Source organism: Pseudomonas sp. Marseille-Q5115 (genome assembly GCF_916618905.1).
Taxonomy (GTDB): domain Bacteria; phylum Pseudomonadota; class Gammaproteobacteria; order Pseudomonadales; family Pseudomonadaceae; genus Aquipseudomonas; species Aquipseudomonas japonica_A.
Genome location: NZ_CAKAKI010000001.1, coordinates 3,864,800 through 3,884,927, shown reverse-complemented (window position 1 = coordinate 3,884,927; position 20,128 = coordinate 3,864,800). Strand labels below are relative to the sequence as shown.

The 20,128-nt window shown below is 61.6% G+C and carries 14 protein-coding genes; 2 read left to right on the top strand and 12 right to left on the bottom strand.

Translation table 11 applies throughout. The annotated features are described in order from the left end of the window. The first annotated feature begins 262 nt into the window (after positions 1-262). On the top strand, positions 263-2,368 hold the full coding sequence (gene pnp, locus LG385_RS17785) for a polyribonucleotide nucleotidyltransferase (RefSeq protein ID WP_181117738.1): 2,106 nt from the start codon (positions 263-265) through the stop codon (positions 2,366-2,368). Positions 2,369-2,635: 267 nt separating this feature from the next. After that, positions 2,636-2,992, top strand: a complete 357-nt coding sequence (locus tag LG385_RS17780; protein ID WP_225775322.1) for a BON domain-containing protein — start codon at positions 2,636-2,638, stop codon at positions 2,990-2,992. Positions 2,993-3,063: 71 nt separating this feature from the next. Here the strand turns inward: LG385_RS17780 and LG385_RS17775 are convergent, their stop codons facing one another. From LG385_RS17775 to dksA, 12 genes are all read right to left on the bottom strand, one after another. Next, a complete protein-coding gene (locus LG385_RS17775) occupies positions 3,064-5,958 on the bottom strand; it encodes a DUF748 domain-containing protein (RefSeq protein ID WP_225775321.1) in 2,895 nt (964 codons plus the stop codon). Positions 5,959-6,101: 143 nt separating this feature from the next. Continuing rightward, the gene (locus LG385_RS17770; protein WP_225775320.1) at positions 6,102-7,283 is read right to left on the bottom strand and encodes an acetyl-CoA C-acetyltransferase; all 1,182 of its coding nucleotides are present in this window, start codon (positions 7,281-7,283) and stop codon (positions 6,102-6,104) included. A 245-nt stretch (positions 7,284-7,528) separates the two neighbouring features. Beyond that, a complete protein-coding gene (gene pgi, locus LG385_RS17765) occupies positions 7,529-9,193 on the bottom strand; it encodes a glucose-6-phosphate isomerase (RefSeq protein WP_225775319.1) in 1,665 nt (554 codons plus the stop codon). Positions 9,194-9,415: 222 nt separating this feature from the next. Beyond that, the gene (panC, locus tag LG385_RS17760) at positions 9,416-10,276 is read right to left on the bottom strand and encodes a pantoate--beta-alanine ligase (protein WP_225775318.1); all 861 of its coding nucleotides are present in this window, start codon (positions 10,274-10,276) and stop codon (positions 9,416-9,418) included. Beyond that, positions 10,273-11,073, bottom strand: a complete 801-nt coding sequence (gene panB / locus LG385_RS17755; RefSeq protein ID WP_225775317.1) for a 3-methyl-2-oxobutanoate hydroxymethyltransferase — start codon at positions 11,071-11,073, stop codon at positions 10,273-10,275. The genes panC and panB overlap by 4 nt, the downstream gene beginning before the upstream one ends. Positions 11,074-11,296: 223 nt before the next feature. Next, positions 11,297-11,785 (bottom strand): 2-amino-4-hydroxy-6-hydroxymethyldihydropteridine diphosphokinase, encoded by a 489-nt coding sequence (gene folK, locus LG385_RS17750; RefSeq protein WP_225776277.1) that lies wholly within the window; start codon positions 11,783-11,785, stop codon positions 11,297-11,299. 5 nt (positions 11,786-11,790) lie between these two features. Further along, positions 11,791-13,182, bottom strand: coding sequence for a polynucleotide adenylyltransferase PcnB (locus LG385_RS17745; RefSeq protein ID WP_181117745.1), 1,392 nt, complete (start codon positions 13,180-13,182; stop codon positions 11,791-11,793). A 636-nt stretch (positions 13,183-13,818) separates the two neighbouring features. After that, the gene (locus LG385_RS17740; protein WP_225775316.1) at positions 13,819-15,240 is read right to left on the bottom strand and encodes a sigma-54-dependent transcriptional regulator; all 1,422 of its coding nucleotides are present in this window, start codon (positions 15,238-15,240) and stop codon (positions 13,819-13,821) included. A 23-nt stretch (positions 15,241-15,263) separates the two neighbouring features. Further along, complete coding sequence (locus tag LG385_RS17735) at positions 15,264-18,218, bottom strand: sensor histidine kinase (protein ID WP_225775315.1); 2,955 nt, start codon at positions 18,216-18,218, stop codon at positions 15,264-15,266. Further along, positions 18,202-18,378: a hypothetical protein gene (locus LG385_RS17730; protein WP_003250005.1), complete on the bottom strand. Its 177-nt coding sequence runs from the start codon at positions 18,376-18,378 to the stop codon at positions 18,202-18,204. Before LG385_RS17730 ends, LG385_RS17735 begins: the two co-directional genes overlap by 17 nt. Positions 18,379-18,482: 104 nt before the next feature. Then, the gene (gene gluQRS, locus LG385_RS17725) at positions 18,483-19,367 is read right to left on the bottom strand and encodes a tRNA glutamyl-Q(34) synthetase GluQRS (RefSeq protein WP_225775314.1); all 885 of its coding nucleotides are present in this window, start codon (positions 19,365-19,367) and stop codon (positions 18,483-18,485) included. Positions 19,368-19,439: 72 nt separating this feature from the next. Continuing rightward, the gene (dksA, locus tag LG385_RS17720; protein ID WP_181117749.1) at positions 19,440-19,886 is read right to left on the bottom strand and encodes an RNA polymerase-binding protein DksA; all 447 of its coding nucleotides are present in this window, start codon (positions 19,884-19,886) and stop codon (positions 19,440-19,442) included. Between the last annotated feature and the right edge of the window lie 242 nt (positions 19,887-20,128).

Genomic DNA, 20,128 nt, shown 5'->3' with positions numbered 1-20,128 from the left:
CGCAACGGTCGCGCTTGATGCGCAATCGGTGCAGGGGCTGGGCAACTCAATGAGGTTGGCGACCCGTCTCTTTCGAGCCTTGTGTTCGAGAGGGGCGGGTTTCCAGCCTCAAGTTTTATGGGGCCGGTGATATCCGGGCCCAGCGTCATCCGGACGTGGTACGGGCCGAAACCCGTTGGCGCCCAACTATTCGAGGCCCGGTAGGCAACGGCATACTGGCCTGGTACAGATTCCCCCAAGAGCAAATGGAAGGTAGGAAACCGTGAACCCGGTAATCAAGCAATTTCAGTTCGGTCAATCGACCGTAACCCTCGAGACTGGCCGCATTGCCCGTCAAGCCTCCGGCGCCGTGCTGGTCACCGTCGACAACGACGTGACCGTTCTGGTCACCGTGGTAGGTGCCAAGCAGGCCGATCCAGGCAAGGGCTTCTTCCCGCTGTCTGTTCACTACCAGGAAAAAACCTACGCAGCCGGCAAGATCCCTGGTGGCTTCTTCAAACGCGAAGGCCGCCCGTCCGAGAAAGAAACCCTTACTTCCCGGCTGATCGACCGTCCGATCCGCCCGCTTTTCCCCGAAGGTTTCATGAACGAAGTGCAGGTTGTCTGCACCGTCGTTTCCACCAGCAAGAAGACCGATCCGGACATCGCTGCGATGATCGGTACCTCGGCTGCCCTGGCCATTTCCGGTATTCCGTTCGAAGGCCCGATCGGCGCTGCCCGTGTCGCTTTCCATGAAAGCACCGGCTACCTGCTGAACCCGACCTATGAGCAACTGGCCGCTTCCAGCCTCGACATGGTCGTGGCCGGTACCGCCGACGCCGTGCTGATGGTTGAATCCGAAGCCAAGGAACTGACCGAAGACCAGATGCTGGGCGCCGTGCTGTTCGCCCACGACGAATTCCAGTCGGTGATCACCGCTGTGAAGGAACTGGCCGCTGAAGCCGCCAAGCCTACCTGGAACTGGGCCCCCAAGGCCGAGAACACCGAGCTGCTGAACGCCATCCGTGGTGAAGTCGGTGCTGCTGTCTCCGAGGCTTACACCATCACCGTCAAGGCTGATCGCTATGCTCGCCTGGGCGAACTGCGCGACCAGGCCGTTGCCAAATTCTCCGGTGAGGAAGGCCAGCCAAGCTCCGCCGAAGTGAAGGAAATCTTCGGCGAGATCGAATACCGCACCGTTCGCGAAAACATCGTGAATGGCAAGCCGCGTATCGATGGCCGTGACACCCGTACCGTTCGCCCGCTGAACATCGAAGTAGGTGTACTGCCCAAGACCCACGGTTCGGCCCTGTTCACCCGTGGCGAAACCCAGGCACTGGTAGTAGCGACCCTGGGCACCGCCCGTGACGCACAGCTGCTGGACACCCTCGAAGGCGAGAAGAAAGACCCCTTCATGCTGCACTACAACTTCCCGCCGTTCTCGGTAGGCGAGTGTGGTCGCATGGGCGGTGCTGGCCGTCGCGAAATCGGCCACGGCCGTCTGGCCCGCCGCAGCGTCCAGGCCATGCTGCCGGACTCCGACGTGTTCCCCTACACCATCCGCGTGGTGTCGGAAATCACCGAGTCCAACGGTTCGAGCTCCATGGCGTCGGTGTGCGGTGCTTCCCTGGCCTTGATGGACGCCGGTGTACCGATGAAGGCCCCTGTGGCCGGTATCGCCATGGGCCTGGTGAAAGAAGGCGAGAAATTCGCCATCCTCACCGACATCCTGGGTGACGAAGACCACCTTGGCGACATGGACTTCAAGGTTGCCGGTACCGCCAAGGGCGTTACCGCACTGCAGATGGACATCAAGATCAACGGCATCACCGAAGAGATCATGGAAATCGCCCTGGGCCAGGCCCTGGAAGCGCGCCTGAACATCCTCGGCCAGATGAACCAGGTGATTGGCCAGTCGCGTAACGAGCTGTCCGCCAACGCGCCTACCATGATCGCGATGAAGATCGACACCGACAAGATCCGTGACGTGATCGGCAAGGGCGGCGCCACCATCCGCGCCATCTGCGAAGAAACCAAGGCTTCGATCGATATCGAAGACGACGGCACGATCAAGATCTTCGGCGAAACCAAGGAAGCTGCTGAAGCTGCCCGCCAGCGCGTACTGGGCATCACCGCAGAAGCCGAGATCGGCAAGATCTACGTGGGTAAGGTTGAGCGCATCGTCGACTTTGGCGCATTCGTGAACATCCTGCCAGGCAAGGACGGCCTTGTGCACATCTCGATGCTGAGCGATCAGCGCGTTGAGAAAGTGACCGACGTGCTGAAGGAAGGCCAGGAAGTGAAGGTATTGGTAATGGACGTGGACAACCGCGGCCGTATCAAGCTTTCGATCAAGGACGTACCTGCGGCGGAAGCTTCGGGCGTTTGATCACCTGATCGACTGCACGTAATGAAAGGGCCCCGCTTCGGCGGGGCTTTTTTTATCCGGTTTTCGGCGATTCATGTCCCTGCAACTTGCACGCAAATTTTCGACAGTGATTGCAGCTTGCACGATGGCATTCCGATGCTTGAAATCATAAGTCACTGATTTATATAGGTTAATAATCAAGCGAAACGTTGGCACGGCGACTGCAACACTACTGTCACTCAGTGGCCAACAGGCTACGGGATATCCAAAAGAACAGGAGTGACTCCCATGAAAAAACTCGCTATCGCTGCCGCAGCTGCTTCCGTCATGGCGATGGGCCTGACCAATGTCGCCTTTGCCCAAACCACTCAAGCCGCGCAATCTCCTATGATGCTGGCAGCAGGTGAAGTGGAGCAGGCCAAGGAAGCGACCTCCGATACCTGGATCACCACCAAGGTCAAATCCGACCTGGTTACCGAAAAAGGCATTCCAGGGACTGACATCAAGGTTGAGACCAACAAGGGTGTGGTTTCCCTGTCCTCTACGGTTGCCCTGAGCGAAGCTCAGAAAGACACCGCGGTCATGATCACCAAGAAGATCAAAGGCGTGAAAGCCGTTTCGGCTGATGGCCTGAAAACCAACTGATCCCGGTCGGTTGTAAAAAGAAGCCCCGCACTTGCGGGGCTTTCTCGTTTCTGAAGGGTGAAGCCCGATTGTTACGGGGCCACGTCAAGATGCAGCAGGCTGGTCACTCGGCCATTGGGCCCAGGCGTTTCCAGCCGGGCATCGATCAGGTAAACCCGGTCATCCGACAGTTTGCCTTGGGCAACCATAAAGTCTTTGATGCTGGCGGCGCGTGCCTGGCCCAATTGACGGAGGAGGGTGTTGTTATCGCGCCATGAATCGATAACCGCCACCTGAAGCTTCTGCTGCCGCTCCGCTGCCGCTAGCGCCTGCCAATCCGCAGGCGGTTGTTGCTTGAGGCGAGTGCGGTAGATACCTTCCAGCAGCGCCGGTTTCTCCTCGGCTGGTACGGTGATCTGCGCCGCTTGTGCCGGCACCTTGTCGCCGCGCCGCTGCAGGATTTTGTACCACATGGCCTGGTATTCCCGCTCCAGCCGTTGCATTGCAATCAGCGGCCCGTCACTCGCTGCCGCGCTCGCGCCTTCCACCTCAAGGCGTAGCTCAGGTTTCTGGGTCAAGGCGCCCGCCACTTTGAGCAGGTCGGCCTTGGCCTGAGCGTCCAGCTCGCTGCTGCCGGGCTCGAAGGTGACGGTGCCGAGGTCTTCACCGCCGCCGCCCTGTACCAGGCTACCGAGCAGCCTGAATGGGGCCTGAGCCGCACGTACCATCAGGTTACGCAAGGTTTGCCACACCACCGGCATCACGCTGAACTGCGGATTGTTCAAATCGCCCGACACGGGCAGTGCAATCGAAATCCGCCCATGGCTGTCCTTGAGCAAAGCGATCGCCAGTTTGATGGGCAGGTTGACCGCATCGGGGCTGTCCACCTTTTCCCCGAGCTCCAGTTGTTCCACCACCAGGTTGTTGTCGGCTTTAAGCTGCCCCTTGGTGATTTGGTAGTGAAGGTCCAGGTCCAGCCGGCCCTTGCGAATGCGGTACCCGGCGAATTTCCCTGAGTAAGGGGTAAGCGTGGTCAGCTCTACCCGGCGGAAATGGGTCGCGATGTCCAGGCTCGCCAGAGGGTCGAACGGCCTGAGGCTACCTTCGATTGTGACCGGCGCATAGCGATCCACCCGGCCTTTGATGTCGACGCGCGCAGCGAGAGGGCGCTGGTTGTCCAGGGTGCCTACCTGCCCAGTGAGTTGCTGGATGGCCGTGGCAAAGTTGGGGGTGAGGCTGAAATCCGCGAAGTTGGCGGAGCCGTCGCTGAAAGCGATGCCACCGATGCGTATGGCAAGGGGCTTCGAGGGCTCGGTTGGCGCCCGCGGTACCGCCGGAGCGGCGGGCTGCGGGACCAGCAGGTCGTCAATGTTGGTGCTGCGATCTTCATTGATCATGAAGCGGGCGTAGGGCTGCGCCAGGGTGACCTGATCGATGCTCAGCCCCTCGCCGTGGCGGTAGTCGATACCGTCCAGGTTCAGGCGGGCCCAGCGCAGGAAGTCCCGGGACTTGAGGGTATCCAGCGTATGCAGCTGATTCACCTGGGCCTTGCCGGTGACGGTAAACGCCAGCGGCGCGGTATTGCTCAGCGCTACGTTCAAGTCGCTGTCGAGCATGCCACTGCGCAATTCCAGGCGCATGAAGGGGGTGATATAGGCCTGGGCGATGCGCAGGTCGATGTCCCGAGTGGTAACCGCGAACTCCCCTCTCACGGGGCTCAGCGACAGCTGTCCCTTGGCCTGCAGCTTGCCTTGGCGCCCGACACCGGTATCGATGTCCACGTGTACTGGCTGGCCATTGCTGCTGTCGTAACCGCTCACGTGTACGTTCAGTGGGGCAAGGTCCAGCTCAACCAGGTCGGCGGCCGACCTGTCCGCGAGGTGCACACGGGCGTCGGTCAGGCGCGCATCGTTGAGCGTGATCCGCCACGGCTGCGCCTCGGCGGTGGGTGCGGGCGGCTGGGCGGCCGGTGCGGGTGGGTTTGGCGCGCTGAACAACCTTTGCCAGTCAAGCTGGCCATCGGCCTCGCGTGCGGCCCAGGTTTCCAGTTGCTGGGCCGCGATGCTGGGAAGCGTCACATGCCGCTGTGCGAGATCGAAAGAGGCGCCGGTTACGTCCAGCGCTTTCAGCCGTACCAGGGGTTTGCCGTCGGGGCTGGCCATGGCGAAGGGTGCCAGGCTCAACCGCGCGTTGCTCACAACCACCTGGGCCTGCTGGGTCAGGTCCAGGCTGTAATCAAGATCGGCGCTCACTTGCCCCTGCTCCAGCTTCAAGGGCGCAGCGGCTTGCACGTAAGGCCACCATGTTTGCAAGGGAGCATTGGCAAGCGTGAGGTGGCCCTTGGAGGTAAACGGGAACAGCGAGAAGCGCCCGGCCCACTCCAGCTTCCCTACCAACGGGCCCCGCGCCGTGAGCTCCATTTCCGCGTCGCCCTTGGGCAGCGTGGTCAGGTGCCGAAGCTGAAAGTCCATTGCGTCGTAGGTGAATTCCACCGGTGCCTTCGAGCGGGCATCACGGAAGTGCACATAGCCTTGGCTCAGCGCCAGTGTGTCAATCGTGACCGGGAACGGCGAGTCGTTCTCGGTGGTCGCCGGCTGCTCGGGGGCGTTGGAAGGCTTGAACAGTTGGGCAAGGTTGAGCGTGCCGTCTGCGGCTATCAATACCTGGACTTTCGGCTGAGTGAGTTCAACACTTGCCAGGTGTACCTGGCGGCGCCACAGGCTATCGGCCTGTAAGTTGGCTGCCAGCCGTTGGAACCCCACCTGCTCGGCCCCTGCTTCTCCGAACCTGAGGCCGTACAGCTCCAGCTGCAAGGTGAACGGGTTGAACCGGATCTGCTCCAGGCGCGCCGGCACGGCGGCCAGCTCGGCGAGCTTGTCGTTGGTAATGCGCAGGGCAACGACCGGCGCAACCCAGAACCCCAACAGGGCATACAACGCGAGAGCAAGCAGCACCCCGGCGCCAATGCGTAGCAATCTGATGGGCATGTCGGCTTCGCTTGATCAGGAAAGGTGCGTTGGAGTGTAACGCAGCCGTTGGGTTCCCGGCGGCAGCTCCAAGCCTCAAGCTTCAAGCCGCAAGTAAGAGCAATACGCGGCGCTCTTTCTTACACCTTGCCGCTTGCAGCTTGTTAGGGCCGTTCGATGGCCAGGGCTACGCCTTGGCCGCCACCGATGCAAAGCGTGGCCAGCCCTTTCTTCACGTCCCGGCGAATCATTTCATGCAGGAGGGTAACCAGTACACGGCAGCCGGAGGCACCAATGGGGTGCCCGAGCGCGATCGCACCGCCGTTCACGTTCACTTTGTTCATGTCCCAGCCCAGTTCGCGCGAAACCGCCAGGGCCTGGGCCGCGAATGCTTCGTTGGCCTCGATCAGGTCGAGGTCTTCAAGGGCCCAGCCTGCGTTTTCGAGGCACCGCCGGGTGGCGCTGACCGGGCCGATGCCCATGATGGCGGGGTCTACCCCGGCGTTGGCGTAGCCGGCAATGCGCGCCAGCACTGGCAAGCCAAGGGCTGCGGCTTTTTCAGCGCTCATGAGAATGACAGCCGCTGCGCCGTCGTTCAGCGAAGAGGCGTTTCCGGCAGTGACCGAGCCGTCCTTTTTGAAAGCGGGCTTGAGCTTGGCCAGCGCTTCAACGGTGGTACCGGCACGAGGCTGTTCGTCATCGACGATCTGCAGCGGCTCACCCTTGCGCTGGGGCACGCTGACAGGGGTGATTTCGCTATGGAAGCGGCGAGACTCCACCGCCGCGGCGGCCTTGTGCTGGGACGCCGCGGCGAAGGTGTCCTGGTCTTCCCGGCTGATGCCATATTTCTCGACCAGGTTCTCCGCCGTGATGCCCATGTGGTAATCATTGAAGGCATCCCAGAGGCCATCGCTGATAAGCGTGTCCACCATGGTGGCATGGCCCATGCGAAGCCCGGTGCGGGCGCCTGGCAGCACGTAATTGGCCAGGCTCATGCTTTCCTGCCCGCCGGCAATGATCACATCCGCGTCGCCGCAACGAATGGCCTGCGTAGCCAGGTGCAATGCCTTGAGGCCAGAACCGCAGACCTTGTTCACTGTCATGGCTGGAACGGAAGGCGGTAACCCCGCCACGATGGAGGACTGCCGCGCAGGGTTCTGGCCTGCGCCGGCGGTGAGCACCTGGCCGAGAATGACCTCGTCCACTTCTGCCGGTGCCAGGCCGGTGTCGCTGAGCAACTGGCGGATCACCGTTGCCCCTAGCTCAACCGCGGAAACGGCCGCCAAGGCCCCTTGGAAACTGCCCACGGGGGTGCGCTTGGCAGCGACGATAACGACCTCTTTCATGCGCTTCGATCCTCATTGTTTTTAGCTGGCCTGGGTAGGCTGGAGATAGCGGAGTGGGCGCATGTTGGCATATTTGTATCCGTTGCGCCTACGTAAGGCGCAGTACTAACCCGGCATTCCCATGCGTTGGCGGCATACGGACCCTGGCCCGGGTTGCCAGGGGGCGAGCGACCCCAGCGCCAGGCCGGTCAGGCTGAGCACCTGACGTTCGACCCTGCGCCGGAGGGCTTCGATCATCCAGCGGTTCAGCCGCGGTGACGGCTGCGGAAGAAGTCGATCAGGCCTTGAGTGGAGGCGTCTTCTGCTGGCTCCTCTACGTCACCGATCAAGCGCTGGTACACGTTTTTACCGAGCTCCTTGCCCAGTTCCACGCCCCACTGGTCGAAGGCGTTGATACCCCACACCACGCTTTGCACGAACACTTTATGTTCATACATGGCCACCAACGCACCCAGGCGGCGAGGGCTGATACGTTCCACCACCAGCGTATTGCTCGGCCGATTGCCCGGGATGACCTTGTGCGGTGCCAGCCGCTCCACTTCGGCCTCTGCCACACCCTTGGCGCGCAGCTCGGCCTCGGCTTCGGCCCGGGTTTTACCCAGCATCAGCGCCTGGCTTTGAGACAGGCAGTTGGCGAACAGCCATTGATGATGGTCGGCGACCGGATTGAAGCTCACCACCGGCACGATGAAGTCTGCGGGGATCACCTGGGTGCCTTGATGCAGCAGCTGGTGATAGGCGTGTTGCCCGTTGGCGCCCACTCCGCCCCAGATCACAGGGCCGGTGTCGGTGACAGCGGGAGAGCCATCCTGGCGCACGCTCTTGCCATTGGATTCCATGTCCAGCTGCTGCAAGTGCTTGGTGATGTTGCGCAGGTAATGGTCGTACGGCAGGATCGCGTGGCTTTGCGCGCCCCAGAAATTCCCGTACCACACCCCCAGCAACGCCAGCAGCACCGGCATGTTGCTCGAGAACGGGGCGGTCTGGAAATGCTGATCCATGGTGTGCGCGCCGGACAGCAATTCCTTGAAGTTGGCGGTACCGATGGACAGCGCAATCGGCAGGCCGATGGCCGACCACAGCGAGTAACGCCCACCTACCCAGTCCCACATCGGGAAGATGTTTTCTTCACGGATACCAAAGGCGACCGCGGCGGCATTGTTGCTGGACACTGCGATGAAGTGCCGGTGCAGCTCGGCCTCCGAACCACCCTGCGCCAGGTACCAGGCCCGGGCGGCCTGGGCGTTTTTCAACGTTTCCAGCGTGCCGAAGGATTTCGACGACACGATGAACAGAGTGGTTTCGGCCCGAAGTTTCGCCGACAGCTCGTGGAATTCACTGCCGTCGATATTGGCCAGATAATGGCAACGCACGCCTTTCTGGCTGTAAGGCAACAAGGCTTCAGAGACGAGCTCAGGGCCGAGGAAAGAACCACCAATACCGATATTCACCACATCAGTGATGGGTTTTTCGGTGTAACCGCGCCACAGGCCATCGTGGATGCGGGTAACCAGTTCGGTGATCTGCCCAAGCACTTTGTGCACTTCGGGCATGATGTTGGTGCCACCCACCTTCAACTTGTCGCCGATGGGGCGGCGCAAGGCAGTATGCAGGGCCGGGCGGCCTTCGGAGGCGTTCAGGATCTCGCCATCGAACATCGAGTTGATCGCTTCGGTCAGCTTCACCTCATTGGCCAGCTGCACCAGGAGGTCACGGGTTTCCTTGGTGATCAGGTTCTTGGAATAGTCGAGGAACAAGCCACAGGCGCTGAGCGAGAAAGTGCCGAAGCGCTCGGGGTCGGCCTGGAAGGCTTCGCGCATGCTGAAATGCTGCATGGCGGCGCGGTGCTCTTTGAGCGCCTGCCAGGCGGGAAGGGTGGTCACGTCATGAGGATTGCGGTAGTACGCCATCTCTGCAAGTTTCCTTTTACTTGGTCAGCCTCTTGGACACTACGGGGGGCGGCCGGGTTGCTTTGTATTTGAGCTGCCAGAGCACAAGGCAGCGTTTGGCCGGAGCATCACGGTAACGCTTGGGCGGGGCGCTGTCTGCGCCTGCATCCAAGCGTTTCCGATACTATCTTATGTCACCGGAAGGTAGCAGGCGCTGTCGCGCCGTGCCCGATAACCTTTTCCTCAGGCGGCCGGGCTCAGGCTTACCCGCAGGTTGTCGATCAACCGGGTGTTGCCCAGGTAAGCGGCGGCAAGGATCACCAGCTCCACGTCTTGCTCCGTTGCGGCGCGCAGGGTGTCGGCGTGGCGAATTTCCAGGTAGTCGAGGCGCATGCCGCTGTCCACGATGCGCTTGCGGTGCTCGGTCATCAACCCCTGAAGGTCGCGATTGCCCTGCGCAAGTGCTGTGGCGATAGCCTCCAGGCTGCGGTGGATCGCCGGCGCGATGGCGCGTTGTTCCACGCTGAGGTAACCGTTGCGGGAGGACAAGGCCAGGCCATCTTCCGCGCGCACCGTGGGCTCGCCAATAATCTGCACCGGCAAGTTCAGGTCCCGCACCATCGCCTTGATCACGGCCAACTGCTGGTAGTCCTTCTGGCCGAACACAGCCAGGTCTGGCTGCACCATGTTGAACAACTTGCTGACCACTGTGGCCACGCCTTCGAAATGCCCCGGACGGCTCGCGCCGCACAATTCCTGGGACAGTTCGGGCACGCTGACGCGGGTTTGAGTGGTTGTGCCGCTGGGGTACATCTCGCTCACGGTGGGCGCGAACAGCAGGTTACAGCCGGCGTCCAGCAGCTTTTCCTGATCCGCGGCCAGTGTGCGGGGATAGCTGTCCAGGTCTTCGTTGGCGCCAAACTGCAGAGGGTTCACGAAAATGCTCGCCACTACGAAATCTGCGCGCTGGCAGGCCTTGGTCACCAGCGCCACATGGCCGCTGTGCAGGTTGCCCATGGTAGGCACGAAGCCGATCCGTTTACCTTCCGCGCGCGCCCGTGCCACGGCGGCACGCAGCTCGAGTACGGTTTTTACTGTGTTCATGCGTTGAATCCGTGTTCGGGGGCAGGGAAGCTTCCATCCTTGACCGCGGCCACGTAGGCCCGCAGCGCGCTATGGATGTCGGGCTGGCCGGTCATGAAATTGCGGACGAACTTGGGCACGCGGCCACTGAGTGACAGGCCCAGCATGTCATGAAGCACCAGCACCTGGCCGTCGGTGGCGGGGCCAGCGCCGATACCGATCACTGGCACGCGAACGGCCTGGGTAATCTCTGCGGCCAGTTCGCTCGGTACGCATTCGAGCAAAATCATTGCCGCGCCAGCGTCCTGCAGGGCGATGGCGTCGGCGCGCATCTGCCGCGCCTGGCTTTCGAGCCGGCCTTGCACCTTGTAGCCGCCCAGCACATTCACCGATTGCGGCGTAAGGCCCATGTGCGCACACACCGGCACACCGCGCTCAGCCAGCAGGCGGATGGTCTCGCCCAGCCATGCGGCGCCTTCGACCTTCACCATGTGTGCGCCCGCCTGCATCAGCGCGGCGCTGTTGGCGAATGCCTGTTCGAGCGTAGCGCAGGCCATGAAGGGCAGGTCGGCGAGGATCAATGCGTCGGTGTTACCGCGTTTTACACAAGCGGTGTGATAGGCCATTTCTGCGTTGGTAACCGGGAGGGTGCTGTCATGGCCTTGCAGGACCATGCCCAGGGAGTCCCCGATGAGCAGTATCTCAACCCCAGCATCACTGGCTGCTTTGGCGAAGGTAGCGTCGTAGCAGGTCAGCATTGTTATTTTTTCACCCTTGGCCTTCAGGGCGCTGAGGGTGGTCAGGGTTATCGCTGGCATGAATTCCAATCCTCGGTCGGCCTTGCCACAAGGGCGAGGCAACACGTGTATCTGGGTAGCGGTGCGCAGGTATACGCAGGGCGCGGGGGCAGGCAGCGGCCCTGCGTTACCGGTTTGTGCCTGCCGGAAGCCGACAGGCCGCCTATAGTCGTGAGCCACCCTTGGGAAGTCAATCCAGGCGTCACACTTGAGCGTTACCGGTGTTACCGGCAGCCCTTCGGTGCTACGCCAGGTTGCCTACGCGCTCCAGGCCTTCGAAAGGGCACTCGCTCAACAGAGAAGCCAGGCTACGGCCATCTGCCAGAATGAAGCGCTCATCGACCAACTCGGCCAAGGGATAGAGGACGAACGGTCGAGCGTGCAGGTGGTAGTGAGGCACCCGCAGCCGGGGAACGTCGATTTGCCGCTCGCCGAACAGGATGATATCCAGGTCCAGCGTCCGCGGCCCCCAGCGTTCGGCGCGCACACGGCCCTGGCTGTTTTCGATGGCTTGCAGCGCGTCCAGCAATTCCAACGGCTCAAGGGCCGTGTCCAGTGCCGCGACCGCGTTGCTGTACCGGGGCTGGCCCGGCAGTAGCGAATCGCTCATGTACAAGCCCGAGGTACCTGCCAGCGCGCAACCGGGCAGGTGGCTAAGGCTGTCGATAGCCTGGCGCAATTGCTGGGCGGGAGCGGCCAGGTTACTGCCCAGCCCCACGAATACCCGCTCCATGGCTTTCATTCGGCGATGCTGTCGCCTTTGCGCCGGGTATTGCTGCGGCGTTTCTTGCGCACTGGTGCGCCCGCGCTGGCGGTGTCTTCCCGGCTGCCCAGGTCGCGGATCATGTTACGGCGCTCCGTGTCGGAAGCGTCCTGGTAGTCCGTCCACCATTCGCCCAGGCCGTCGGTTTCTTCGCCGGCGGTTTCGCGCAACAGCAGGAAGTCATAACCGGCGCGGAAGCGAGGGTTGTCCAGCAGGGCATCGGCGCGCTTGCCGCTGCGCCGCGGCAGGCGCTCCTGCATGTCCCAGATTTCCTTGATGGGCAAGGTGAAACGCTTGGGAATGGCAATGTATTGGCACTGCTCGGCAATCACGTCGTGGGCAGCTTCCTGCATGGCAGGGATCGGCGGCATGCCCTTGGCCTGCAACTGCAGGGCCCGCGCTGGCAATGCAGGCCACAGCAGGGCCGCGAACAGGAAGGCCGGCGTGACCGGCTTGCCCTGTTGCACCCGCAGGTCTGTGTTGACCAGCGCGTTGCGGATCAGCGTGTGCGTATAGGTAGGGTTATGTTCCAGCGCGTCGGCGCTCGCCGGGAACATCTGCTCGAACAGGTTGAGGTCCACCAGCATCTCGAACGTATCGGTCGCCTGGCCGGACAGGAACAGCTTGAGCACTTCCTCGAACAGGCGCGCGCCCGGGATGTCCTGCAGCAACTCGGCCATTTCGCGGATGGGCAGCATGGTGTGGCGCTCGATGCCGAAGTCCAGCTTGGCGGCGAAGCGCACCGCGCGGAGCATGCGCACCGGGTCTTCCTGATACCGCTGACGGGGCTCGCCGATCAGCCGCACGAGGCGGTTGCGCACGTCGTGCACGCCATTGGCGTAATCCAGAATACGGTCGCTGACCGGGTCGTAGTACAGCGCATTGATGGTGAAGTCGCGCCGTTGCGCGTCTTCTTCCAGGGTGCCGTAAACGTTGTCTCGCAGGATCAGCCCGCTTTCGTTGCGCGACGAATGATGGCTGGTAGCCGTTTCGTCGTCTTCCGGGTGGTTGGCGCGGAAGGTAGCGACTTCGATGATCTCGCGGCCGAAATGAATATGCACGAGCCTGAAACGCCGGCCGATGATCCGGGCGTTACGGAATTCCGCACGGATCTGCTCGGGCGTGGCACTGGTGGCAACGTCGAAGTCCTTGGGTGTGATATTCAGCAGCAGGTCGCGGACACAGCCGCCTACCAGATAAGCCTGATAACCGGCTTGCTGCAGGCGTTCGACGATGCCTACGGCGTGGCGGCTGAACTGCTGACGCTGCAGGCCATGGGTGCCGCTGTTCAGCACTTCGGGCGTGCTACGTTGATGGTGGACCTGACGGGCCGGGGGACGGAAAGACTGGAACAGCTTCTTCAGCATGGGATGCACTGTATGAAGGGATGATCGGTCATACCAGGAGTGACCGCATGATGGGCGGGGATTCTAGCATTTAGTGACGGGATGGTGTAGGAGGCCGCGAAATGGGCTGGTACGGACACGACAAGGGGAGCCGAAGCTCCCCTGCAAAGTCGTTGCTTGCTCGTTTTTATTCTTGCGCGGGCTTTTTGTTTTTGTTGAGTGCCCAGCCCATCAGGCGTTTTGCCAGGGGCTTCTCCCAAAAGGGGAGCAAAGAGCAAACGGATTGCTTTGAACGCCGTATTGTGACGACCCGTGGGTCCAACCAGTTCAGGCACTGCTGTAGCGCAGTTTTTGTTGTTCTCAGCCTGGTCGCGGAAAATCCGAAACAATACCTCTCCAAAAGAATCAGTTAGCTACGCCTCATGCCGTCTTGTTTTTGTTATGCGTGAGTCGATTCGTGTTGTTTTTATTATGTGTCTTGGCGCTTGTTGTTGTTCTTGTACTGTAGATATAGCAGATGCTGTGCCAACTTTTGAAAACCCTTTGTTTTCAAGGGTTTGGGCCCAAAGGTAGTGGTTTGCCAGATGCGCTACAGAGAAAAACCGTTACCGTATGCCCCGGCTTTGTTACGTGATGTGCCAGGGCGGTAACACCTTCTCAGCCTTCGTTGGCCACACTGGATTTACGGCGGGGGATACCCAACCGCTGCCGACGCTCCCACAGGCATTTGCGGCTGACTCCCAGCTTGCGCGCCAGCTCTGTTTCGGTCATGTGGTCCTGATGCTCGAGCACGAAATGCTGGAAATAATCCTCCAGCGAAAGGTCCTCGGTCGGCTCATGGTTGTTCGATGGCTGGGCAGTGTTGGCCGCCGGGAAGTCATCGTCTTCATCCAGGCTGCCAAGCTCGATGTCTATGCCCAGCAAGTCGGCGGAAATCTGATTGCTCTCACTGAGGATCACTGCCCGTTCCACCGCGTTCTCCAGCTCGCGGACGTTGCCGGGCCAGCCGTAGTGCCGGATGGCGCTCTCGGCGTCGGGCCCGAAGCGAAGCCCGTCACGGCCCGCGCGCGCAGCCTGCCGGGCGAGGAACACATTGGCGATTTCGATCACATCGCTGCCACGCTCTCGCAGCGGCGGCAGCTTCAGGGCGATCACGTGCAGCCGGTAGTAAAGGTCTTCGCGGAACTGGCCAACCTTGGCGAGGCTTTTCAGGTCTCGGTGGGTAGCTGCGATCAAGCGCACATCCACCTTTTGTGACTGCACCGAGCCTACCCGGCGAATCTCGCCTTCCTGCAATACGCGCAACAGGCGGGCCTGAGCCTCAAGAGGCAGTTCGCCAATCTCGTCGAGGAACAGGGTGCCGCCGTCCGCCGCTTCTACCAGGCCGGCGCGGCCCGCGCTGGCACCGGTGAACGCACCTTTTTCATGGCCGAACAATTCGGACTCGATCAGGGTTTCCGGGATGGCCGCGCAGTTCACCGAAATCATCGTCGCCTTGGCGCGCCGGGACAGGTTATGCAGCGCGCGAGCGACCAGTTCCTTGCCGGTGCCGGATTCGCCCTGGATCAGCACGTTCGAATCCGTAGGCGCCACCTTGCGGATTTTGCCGTACAGGTCCTGCATGGGCGGGCAGGAGCCGATAATGCCAATCTCACCCTGAGGGTTGCCTGCCAGCTTGTCGTTACCGCGTGGCGCGGCTTTTTGCGGATCACCGGCCGAAGCCGGCCCTTGGCGCTCACGGAGAATCCGCGCCACGGCTTGAAGCATTTCGTCGTGGTCGAAGGGCTTGGCGATGTAATCCACCGCGCCCATCTTCATGGAATCCACGGCGGAGCGCAGGCTGGCGTAGCTGGTCATGATGAGCACCGGCCGGCCTTCGCCATGGCGGATCAGCTCGGTGCCCGGTGCGCCTGGCAGCCGCAAGTCGCTGATGATGAGGTCGAACGAGGCAATGGTGAAACGTTCCTGTGCTTCCTGCACAGACCCCGCTTCGCTGACCTGATACTGATTCCGTTCAAGCAGGCGACGCAAGGCAGAGCGAATAATGGTTTCGTCTTCGACGATGAGAATGTGCGGCATCTGATTCGGTTCTCTCGACGGTCTCAGTTAACGGCGGACGTCGCTTCGACGTGGCGTGGCAGGGTTACCCGGATACGGGTTCCGATTTGCTTTTCTAGGTCAGCCGGGCTGTCGATGGTGATTTGCCCATAATGCTCCTCCACAATCGAATAGACCAGCGCGAGGCCCAGCCCCGTGCCTTCGCCTGGATCCTTGGTGGTGAAAAAGGGTTCGAACAGCCGATCCATGATGCTTTTGGGAATCCCGGTGCCTTCGTCTTCGACGATCAGGTCTACGGTGTGTTCGCTGGCATCGCTGCGCACCCGCACGGCGCTGCCGGCCGGCGAGGCATCCCGGGCATTGGACAGCAGATTGATCAGTACCTGGGCCAGGCGCTGGGGATCGCCTTCGGCCCAATGGTCCGGGTCACAGAGGTTGTAGAACTGCACCTCGAAATTGCGTCGGTTGAGGGCCAGCAGGCCGATTGCGTCCTGGGCAACCTCGGCCAGGTTCACGGCTTCCTCGCTGTTCTGATGGCTACCGGCGTGAGCAAAGCTCATCAGCGACTGGACAATGCGCGACACCCGCTTGGTCTGCTCCAGTATCTGGTTGGACAGCTCGGTGATTTCGCCATCCTCCTCGCGCTCTTCGCGCAGGTTTTGCGCCAGGCAGGCAATGCCGGTGATCGGGTTGCCGATTTCATGGGCCACACCGGCGGCCAGCCGGCCAATACTCGCCAGCCGCTCGGAATGCACCAGTTTGTCTTCGAGCATCTGTGTGTCTGTGAGGTCTTCGACCAGCAGTACCAGGCCGCTGTTACCCGGCGCGAGCGGCTCGTCGATCGCCGCCTTGTGAAGGTTGAGCCAGCGGATTTGCCCGTCCAGTGCCAGGCGCTGCTTGTGCAGGTGTTCGTCGGTGCCTTCGATGAAGCTTTGCAGCAGTTCGTGCCAAGGCTCGCTGATAGTAGCCAGGCGTGAGCCAACCACACGCTGCGCCGAAATACCGGTGAGCTCTTCCATGGCCTTGTTCCACATCAGGATTTCCCGGTCCTTGGCCAGTGAGCACACCCCCATGGGCAACTCCTGAAGCGTTTGCCGATGGTAGCGGCGCAGGGCATCGAGTTCGGCGGCAAGGCCGGTGAGGCGGGAGTGGTAGTCCTCCAGCCGGCTTTCGATAAAGTGGATGTCTTCGGTGACGTAGGTTTCGCCGCCGGACTTGTAGGGCAGGAACGTCTCGACGATATCTTGGGCAACGCTGGGCCCCATGAGGCCGGAGAGGTTAGCCTCGATACGGTCGCGCAAACGGCGCAAGGCGTAGGGGCGGCGCTCATCGAATGGCAGATAGAGATCGCGCAGCGCTTGCTCCACCTCCTTTTGCGCGGCGCGTGCGCCCAGCGGCTTGGCCAGTTGGGTCGCAAATTCCTGCGGAGACGCCGCGTGCAGTTCGCGCCGTTGCGGGCGCCGAACGTTGTCCACCGCGCAGGCCTCTGCGGCGCTGATTTCCTCCGCGCTGGCATCGGTGAACACCGACACGAGCGTAAACAGCAGTACGTTGGCGGCCAGCGACGCGATGGCTGCCATGTGCCAGCTGGTATCGTCCAGCACGTAGATCATGTCCAGCACGGGGATATAGAACCCGTCCACGTCACCCACCAGTGGCATCAACATGGTCAGTGACCATACCGCCACGCCGGCAAGCAACCCGGCGATAAAGCCGCGGCGGTTGGCCGTGGGCCAGTACAGGACTGACAACACGCCGGGGAGGAATTGCAAGGTGGCTACAAACGCCACGATCCCCAGGTGGGCAAGGTCCTGGCGAGTGCCGAGCATGAGGTAGAACGCGTATCCCGCCATGATGATGGCCACGATCAGGCCGCGACGGGTCCATTTCAGCCAGCGGTAAATGCTGCCGCCCGCGGGAGGCTGGTACAGCGGTAACACCAAGTGGTTGAGCGCCATGCCGGACAGCGCCAGGGTGGTCACGATGATCAGCCCGCTGGACGCCGACAGCCCGCCTACATAGGCCAGCAAGGCAAGCGCCTTGTTGTTGGCCGCGATGCCAATGCCGAGGGTGAAGTATTCTGGCGATGTAGTGGCACCCAGGCGGAGCCCCGCCCACAGAATCAGCGGCACCGCCAGGCTCATCAACAACAGAAACAGCGGCAGGCCCCAGCTGGCGCTTACCAATGCTCTAGGGTTCAGGTTCTCGGTAAAGGCCATGTGATACATGTGCGGCATTACGATGGCGGATGCGAAGAACACCAGCAGAAGGGTCCGCCACGGGCCTTCCTGAAGTGGCGTATGCAGCGCCGCCAGCGCCATTTGGTTCTGCAGCAGCCACAGCTCCAGCTCATGAGGGCCGCCGAACACGCCATACAGCGCGTACAGGCCGAGCCCGCCCAGGGCGATCAGCTTGATGATGGATTCAAAGGCGATGGCAAATACCAGCCCTTGGTGCTTTTCCCGCGTGGCGATATGGCGTGAGCCAAAGAAAATAGTGAACAGGGTGATCAGCGCGCAGAAGCTCAAGGCTACCCGGTCCTTTACAGGCTCCTGGGTCAGAATGCCGATGGAGTCCGCCACGGCCTGTATCTGCAGGGCCAACAGAGGCAACACCCCAACCAGCATGAACAGGGTGGTCAGCGCGCCGGCCCAGGTGCTGCGAAACCGGAAGGCAATCAGGTCTGCCAGCGAAGAGAGCTGGTAGGTACGGGTGATTTTCAGAATGGGATATAGCAATACCGGCGCCAGCAGGAAGGCGCCCGACACGCCCAGGTAACACGCCAGGAAGCCGTAGCCATATTCGTAGGCCAGCCCCACGGTGCCATAGAACGCCCAGGCGCTGGCATACACGCCCAGCGATAACGTGTAGGTAAGGGGGTGCCGGATAATCGAACGAGGGATCATGCCTCGCTCGCTTACCCACGCCACGCCGAACAGCACCAGCAGGTAGGCGGCGCTGATCAGGATCATCTGGGTAAGGCTAAAGCTCATCGGCATCTCTCTGGCTTTGCAGGATAAAGGTGACCACGATGAGGATCAGCCACAGCAGGTAGGGGCGGTACCAGGCGCCGGTGGGTTCTATCCACCAGTCCATGATGGCCGGCGAGAACAGATAGATGCCAACGACCAGCAGCAACACCAAGCGATAGATATACATGCTGGCCTCTTCACTTCCCGGTCGGCTTCAGACGTACCCCGGCGGGGTGCCGGGATGTTAGCGGATGCCTGCCTGGCTGCCTACAGCGCCAGGCACGCGGCGCATCAGAGGAGCGAGGCTTCGGCGAGCGTGCGCACGCCAGGCAGTGCATCGACGCTCCAATGGCTTGCCGCCCACTGAAGTATCTCCCTGGGCTGCGCGCTTTGCAGTTCGGCGGGCGGCTTCTGGCCCAGTGTGCGCAGGGCGCGTAACAGTTGGCTTCGGGCGTCTGCCGCGGTGAGCGGTGCCGAGCGGTAGCTTTTGCCCAGCTTGTGGCCGTCTGGCTGCACCAGCAGCGGCACATGCAAGTATGTAGGCGAGGGAAGGCCCAACAGCTCCTGAAGGTATAGCTGACGGGGCGTGGAATCGAGCAGGTCGGCCCCGCGAACGATGTCCGTGACTTGCTGGTCGCCGTCATCGATCACCACCGCCAACTGATAGGCGTATAGGCCGTCGCGTCGGCGGATGATGAAATCGCCCACTTCCGTACCCAGGTGCTGCTCGAAATGGCCCTGCAGGCGGTCCTGGAAGCCATAGCGCAGCTCCGGCACTCGCAGGCGTATGGCAGCGCCCTCTGGCGAGTGGCCCGCGTTGCGGCAAAAGCCTGGGTAAACGCCGGCGTAGGGCTCCAGCGCCTTGCGTGAACAGGTGCAAGCGTAGGCCAGGCCCTGGCGCAGCCAGTGGTCGATGACCGCCTGGTACCTGTTCGAGCGTTCACTTTGGTAGAGCACCGGGCCGTCCCACTCAAAGCCGTAGGCGTGCAGGGTTTCGAGAATGGCGGCTTTCGCGCCTGGCGCTTCGCGCGGAGGGTCGATGTCCTCCATACGCACAAGCCATTGGCCACCTTGGGCACGGGCATCGGCGAACGAAGCGAGGGCGGCGACCAGCGAGCCGAAATGAAGCAAGCCACTAGGCGTAGGGGCGAAGCGACCTGTGCGCGAGGAATTCATGAGGAAAGGGCCGATGGGATGCCGTTATGCCGGCCAAACAGGGGCGCGCGGCTGGAGCGCCCCCGACTCAGATCACTTGCCGACCTGTTTTTCCTTGATTTCAGCGAGGGTTTTGCAATCGATGCACAGATCAGCGGTTGGGCGCGCCTCAAGGCGGCGAATCCCGATTTCGATCCCGCAAGAGTCGCACCAGCCGTATTCTTCGTCTTCAATCAACTGCAGGGTTTTGTCGATCTTCTTGATCAGCTTGCGCTCGCGGTCGCGGGCCCGCAGTTCGAGGCTGAACTCCTCTTCCTGGCTGGCACGGTCTGCCGGGTCCGGGAAATTGGCTGCCTCGTCCTTCATGTGGTCCACGGTGCGGTCGACTTCCTGCATCAATTCTTGTTTCCATTGATTCAGGATTTGCGTGAAATGAGCTCGCATCGCTTCGCTCATGTACTCCTCGCCCTTTTTTTCCTCATAGGGTTTGAAGCCGCGAACAAGCTCGGGACTGTTTTGCTGGTTTTCATTGGTGGGCATGAATGACCGCCTCTCGCTCTTCTAATCCACTGCGCGGGATGATCCATCTCCGGCGCCCGCCGGCCCCGCGACTGCAAGCGGGCGAACTTACCAGATCGAATCCGGGTGCGCCACTCCCGGTTGTCTAGCCTGATTTGCTGCTGCAACGCGGTTGGACAACCGGGACGGCGGTTCATTCAACTATGCCCCGAAAGCGCGCATTTTCGGGCGAGCTTGCCGTAGAATCGCCGCTCTGCCAGGCA